The organism is Hydrogenophaga sp., from assembly GCF_022844385.1.
Taxonomy (GTDB): domain Bacteria; phylum Pseudomonadota; class Gammaproteobacteria; order Burkholderiales; family Burkholderiaceae_C; genus Hydrogenophaga.
This window is the reverse complement of sequence record NZ_JALHLX010000192.1, coordinates 1-4,805: the sequence shown is the minus strand read 5'-3', so window position 1 is coordinate 4,805 and position 4,805 is coordinate 1. Positions and strand designations below refer to the sequence as shown.

Annotated in this window: 5 protein-coding genes; 2 read left to right on the top strand and 3 right to left on the bottom strand. The window is 66.9% G+C overall.

Features of this window, described 5'->3' with window-relative positions; all coding sequences use genetic code 11:
* Window positions 1-252: hypothetical protein (locus tag Q0C59_RS18730; protein ID WP_291218403.1), on the bottom strand; the 252-nt coding region annotated here is incomplete at its 3' end.
* Window positions 249-767, bottom strand: a complete 519-nt coding sequence (locus Q0C59_RS18725; RefSeq protein ID WP_291218401.1) for a hypothetical protein — start codon at window positions 765-767, stop codon at window positions 249-251. The genes Q0C59_RS18725 and Q0C59_RS18730, both read right to left, overlap by 4 nt.
* 150 nt (window positions 768-917) lie before the next feature.
* On the opposite strand from Q0C59_RS18725, the gene Q0C59_RS18720 reads away from it, so the two are divergent.
* Window positions 918-2,747, top strand: a complete 1,830-nt coding sequence (locus Q0C59_RS18720) for a gamma-glutamyltransferase family protein (protein ID WP_291218400.1) — start codon at window positions 918-920, stop codon at window positions 2,745-2,747.
* A gap of 264 nt (window positions 2,748-3,011) precedes the next feature.
* Here the strand turns inward: Q0C59_RS18720 and Q0C59_RS18715 are convergent, their stop codons facing one another.
* Complete coding sequence (locus Q0C59_RS18715) at window positions 3,012-4,658, bottom strand: acyl-CoA synthetase (protein ID WP_291218397.1); 1,647 nt, start codon at window positions 4,656-4,658, stop codon at window positions 3,012-3,014.
* Window positions 4,659-4,704: 46 nt separating this feature from the next.
* On the opposite strand from Q0C59_RS18715, the gene Q0C59_RS18710 reads away from it, so the two are divergent.
* Window positions 4,705-4,805 (top strand): CHC2 zinc finger domain-containing protein (locus Q0C59_RS18710; RefSeq protein WP_407066571.1); only part of this gene is annotated, 101 nt, incomplete at its 3' end.

Below are 4,805 nucleotides of genomic sequence, written 5' to 3'. Positions count from 1 at the left end.
TTGTTCGTCGGTAACGAGACCCCGGTCGACCAGTTCGTGTGAGCGCGAACGCAGCAACGCCGGGTCCTCACTTCGAAGCAGATCCACCTGCGCGGGAGCCAGACATCCCAGCGCTGCGAATGCGTGACCAAGGTCCAGAATGGGCTGCGAGCGCAGCGTCCGCGCCACGTCTTCCAGGGCACCCAGCTCGCGCGCCGGGCTCAGGTGAGCCAGCGGCGCCTGGCGAGGCGCTTCAAAGGGAACGCGGCTCACGCGAGCCGGCCCTGAATCGCTCCCCGCTCACCCCACACAAGCAACACCGAATGGCCCGTGACTGTGCACAGTTGGCGCAGTAGATCGTCGCTGGTGGGCTTCCAGGAGGCGACGATGAAGTGGTCCAGCGCCGGTCCCAGGGGCAGCACGTCGTGCCAACGGGCTTCACGCAGGGGCAACACGTCAAAGGCGTGCCGATCCAGTTCGAATCGGGCGGCATCCACCTCGACCAGCCCGGCCACGCGTGCCAGCGCATGGTGAAAATCATCTTCGCTGATGAGCACCTGCTCCACCAGTTCGTGGGCCCGCGCTCGCAGACGTTCCGGGTCGGTGGCCCTGATCCGGTCGAGCGTCTGAAGGTCCATCGCGCCGAGTGCCAGCAGGGCTTGGCCCAGATCGATCACCGGCCGACGCCGTGCCAGGTCCACCGCCTCAACCAGTTCCGGCAGGTTCGTGGCGAGGGCTTCAATTGCGTTGGAGGACGGATCCGAAGGAGGGATGGGCAGGGACGGCATCGACTGGAACCTTTCAATGGCAGGATGGCAAGCTCACAAGGACACTGTAAAAAGAACGCCTTTCCACTTGTTGACTTAAAGCAAAGTCACCCACCGCCCCGGCGCCCGGAGGCCATGGCTTGGTCACTTTCGTGCTGTAAATCACACTCCATGTTCACTTCAAGCTACACGGCCGATTGGCGAAAGACGTCTGCCATCCTGCTCTTGCTGGCCGGCCTGGCAGGCTGCGCCTCGCCCCCCGGCACCCTGCCCACAGGGCCCCTCCTGCAGCCCGAAACGGGGTCTGGCCTTGGCACACAGGCCGGCTGGACCTTCCAGCGCCAGGCCGTGGCCGCCGCCAACCCGCTGGCCACCGAAGCGGGCGCGCAGATCCTGCGCGCCGGTGGCAGCGCGGTGGACGCCGCCATTGCGGTGCAGATGGTGCTGACGCTGGTGGAGCCCCAGTCCAGCGGCATCGGCGGCGGTGCCTTTCTGTTGCACCACGACGGCCGCAAGCTGCAGGCGTTTGATGGGCGTGAGACGGCGCCTGCTGCGGTGGACGAAAGGCTCTTCCTGAACGCGCAGGGCGAGCCATTGCCCTTCCCCGCCGCTGTCAACAGCGGACGCTCGGTGGGGGTGCCGGGCGCGGTGATGATGCTGGCCCAGGCCCACCGCCAGCACGGCAAGCTGCAATGGGTCCGCCTGTTCGAGCCAGCCGTGCAGCTGGCCGAACAAGGTTTTGCGATCAGCCCGCGTCTGCACACCCTGCTGGCGGCCGACGCGGCCCTGAAAACCGACCCGGTGGCTGCCGCCTACTTCTACCGCGCCGATGGCCAGCCCCACCCCGTGGGCCATGTGCTGCGCAACCCCGAGCTGGCCCAGGTGCTGCGCAACATCGCGGCCATCGGCCCGCTCGCCTTGCACGACGGACCGGTGGCGCGCGCCATCGTGAACAAGGTGCGCCAGCACCCCACGCTGCCCGGCACGCTGAGCCTTGAAGATTTGAAGCAATACCAGCCGCGCGAGCGCGAAGCGATCTGCGTCGATCACACCGCCGCGCTGCGTGCGCTGCGCATCTGCGGCTTTCCGCCGCCGAGTTCCGGCGCCATCGCCATCGGCCAGATCCTCGGCCTGCTCGCTCGCACACCGCAAGCCGCGGCCCTGTTGAGCAATGGCCTGCCCACAAGCGACTGGCTGCACAACTACAACGAAGCGTCCCGGCTGGCGTTTGCCGACCGCGCGCAATACCTGGCCGACCCGGACTTCGTGGCGCCTCCCGCCGGCCGCTGGGCCAGCCTGCTGGAGCCGCGTTACCTCGACGATCGCGCCCGGCTCATCACACCCGCGCGCATGCCGCAGGCGCCCGCTGGCCAACCAGGCGGCGTGCAAAGCAGCTGGGCGCCCATGCCCGAGCAGCCCGAACACGGCACCAGCCACATCAGCATCGTGGACAGTTACGGCAATGCGCTGGCCATGACGACCACCATCGAATCCGCCTTCGGATCGCGCCTCATGGTCTCCACCGACCCATCCCGTCCCGGCGGTTTCCTGCTCAACAACGAACTCACCGACTTCAGCTTCGCGCCGCGCGACGCCCAGGGCCAACCGGTGGCGAACCGGGTCGAACCCGGCAAGCGGCCGCGCTCGTCGATGTCGCCCACGCTGGTGTTTGACAAGACCACCGGCGAACTGCTCATGAGCACTGGCAGCCCGGGCGGCGCCTTCATCATTCACTACACGGCCAAGGTGCTGCACGGCGTGCTGCAGTGGGGGCTCTCGCCGCAGGCCGCCGTGGACCTGCCCAACTTCGGCACGCTCGGCGGGCCGCTGGTGCTGGAGCAAGGCCGCTTCCCGCCGGCGACTGTGGAGGCTTTGCAGCGGCGTGGTCACACCGTGCAGCAGGGCGAACTCACCAGCGGGGCGCAGGCCATCGTGCGAGGACGCGGAGCATGGCTCGGCGGCGCCGACCCGCGGCGCGAAGGCATTGTGGCCGGCGACTAGGGCCTGCTCACACTGTTTTTCCAAGATGCGTTGCGGATCAAAAGGGCCATGCGCAAGGCGCGAAACGCAGACGGGCCGGTGGCCCGGCGAGGCTTCGCAACGCGGCGCATGGCCTTTTTGGCCGCAACCCGAAGGGAATGGGTTGAAAACAGCGCCACTCTTCGTTGCACTCCTAGGCCAGACGCCCAGTCTGGCCGTCGTCGCGCGCCTTGATTGGCGCTGTTTTCAACCCATTCGCAGTTGGAAAAACAGTGTGAGCAGGCCCTAGACGTCGATGGCAGCGGCCGAGCCGGCCAGCTTGCGCAGTTCGAACTTCTGGATCTTGCCGGTGCTGGTCTTGGGCAGCTCGCCAAACACCACCGCGCGCGGCACCTTGAAGCCGGCCAGGTGTTGCTTGCAGTGCGCCACGATGGCCTCGGCCGTGGTCTCGGCACCGGCCTTGAGCTCGATGAAGGCGCACGGCGTCTCGCCCCACTTCGCGTCGGCCTTGGCCACCACCGCCGCCGCCAGCACCGCAGGGTGGCGGTAGAGCACGTCTTCCACCTCGATCGACGAGATGTTCTCGCCACCCGAAATGATGATGTCCTTGCTGCGGTCCTTGATCTTGAAGTAGCCGTCGGCGTACTGCACTGCGAGGTCGCCGCTGTGGAACCATCCGCCCTGGAACGCTTCGGTGGTGGCCTTCGGGTTCTTCAGGTAACCCTTCATGGCGATATTGCCCTTGAACATGATCTCGCCCATGGTCTCGCCGTCCTGAGGCACCGGCAACATCGTCTCCGGATCGAGCACGCGCACGTCGCGCTGCAGGTGGTAACGCACGCCCTGGCGGGCATTGAGACGCGCACGCTCGCCAATGTCCAGCGCGTCCCAGGCTTCGTGTTTCGCACACACCGTGGCCGGACCGTAGACCTCGGTCAGGCCGTACACGTGCGTGAGGTCAAAGCCCATCTGCTCCATGCCCTCGATCATCGAAGCCGGTGGCGCTGCGCCCGCCACCATGGCCTTCACGCCCGCGGGCAGCCCCACCTTCATGGCGGCCGGCGCATTCACCAGCATGCCGTGCACGATGGGCGCGCCACAGTAGTGGGTCACCCCATGGTTGCGCATGGCATCAAAAATGGCCTGCGCTTCCACCCGGCGCAGGCACACGTTCACTCCCGCGCGCGCGGCCACGGTCCATGGAAAGCACCAGCCGTTGCAATGAAACATGGGCAGCGTCCACAGGTACACCGCGTGCTTGGGCATGTCCCACTCCATCACGTTGGACACCGCGTTCATCGCGGCACCCCGGTGGTGGTAGACCACGCCCTTGGGATTGCCCGTGGTGCCGCTGGTGTAGTTCAGCGCGATCGCATCCCACTCGTCGGCCGGCAGGCTCCAGGCGAAGGCCGGGTCACCACCGGCCAGAAAAGCTTCGTACGTGCTGCTGCCGATGCGCTCGGTGGTGCCGGTGAACAGCGCATCCTCCACGTCGATCACCAGCAGCGGCGTGCCGGCCTGGCGCAGCGTCAGCGCCTTCTTCAGCGTGATTGAAAACTCCGGGTCCACGATCACCACCTTGGCCTCACCGTGGTCGAGCATGAAGGCAATGGCCTCCGGGTCCAGCCGCGTATTCAGCGCGTTGAGCACGGCGCCGGCCATGGGCACACCGAAGTGCGCCTCCACCATCGGCGGCGTGTTGGGCAGCATCACGGCCACGGTGTCGTTCTTGCCGATGCCCGCGCGCTGCAAGGCGCTGGCCAGGCGCCGGCAGCGCGTGCAGGTCTCGCCCCAGGACTGCCGCAGCTCACCGTGCACCACCGCCAGACGGTTGGGGTAGACCTCGGCGGTGCGCTCGATGAACGACAGCGGAGAGAAAGGCGCGAAGTTGGCCTCGGTGCGCGGGAGGTCCCGGTCGAAGATGCTGGTCATGGCGGTTGTCTCCTGATGTTCTGGGCCCGTGCGAGAGAATACCCCCGTGGCCATCCCCCAGACCTTCATCCAGGAACTGCTCAACCGCGTGGACGTGGTCGACGTGGTGGGTCGCTACGTGCAGCTCAAGAAGGGTGGCGCCAACCT

Excerpts from the sequence above, each read along its gene's own strand:
- Q0C59_RS18725 (WP_291218401.1), bottom strand. The coding sequence starts at position 767 with ATGCCGTCCCTGCCCATCCCTCCTTCGGATCCGTCCTCCAACGCAATT.
- Q0C59_RS18715 (WP_291218397.1), bottom strand. The coding sequence starts at position 4,658 with ATGACCAGCATCTTCGACCGGGACCTCCCGCGCACCGAGGCCAACTTC.
- Q0C59_RS18720 (WP_291218400.1), top strand. The coding sequence starts at position 918 with ATGTTCACTTCAAGCTACACGGCCGATTGGCGAAAGACGTCTGCCATC.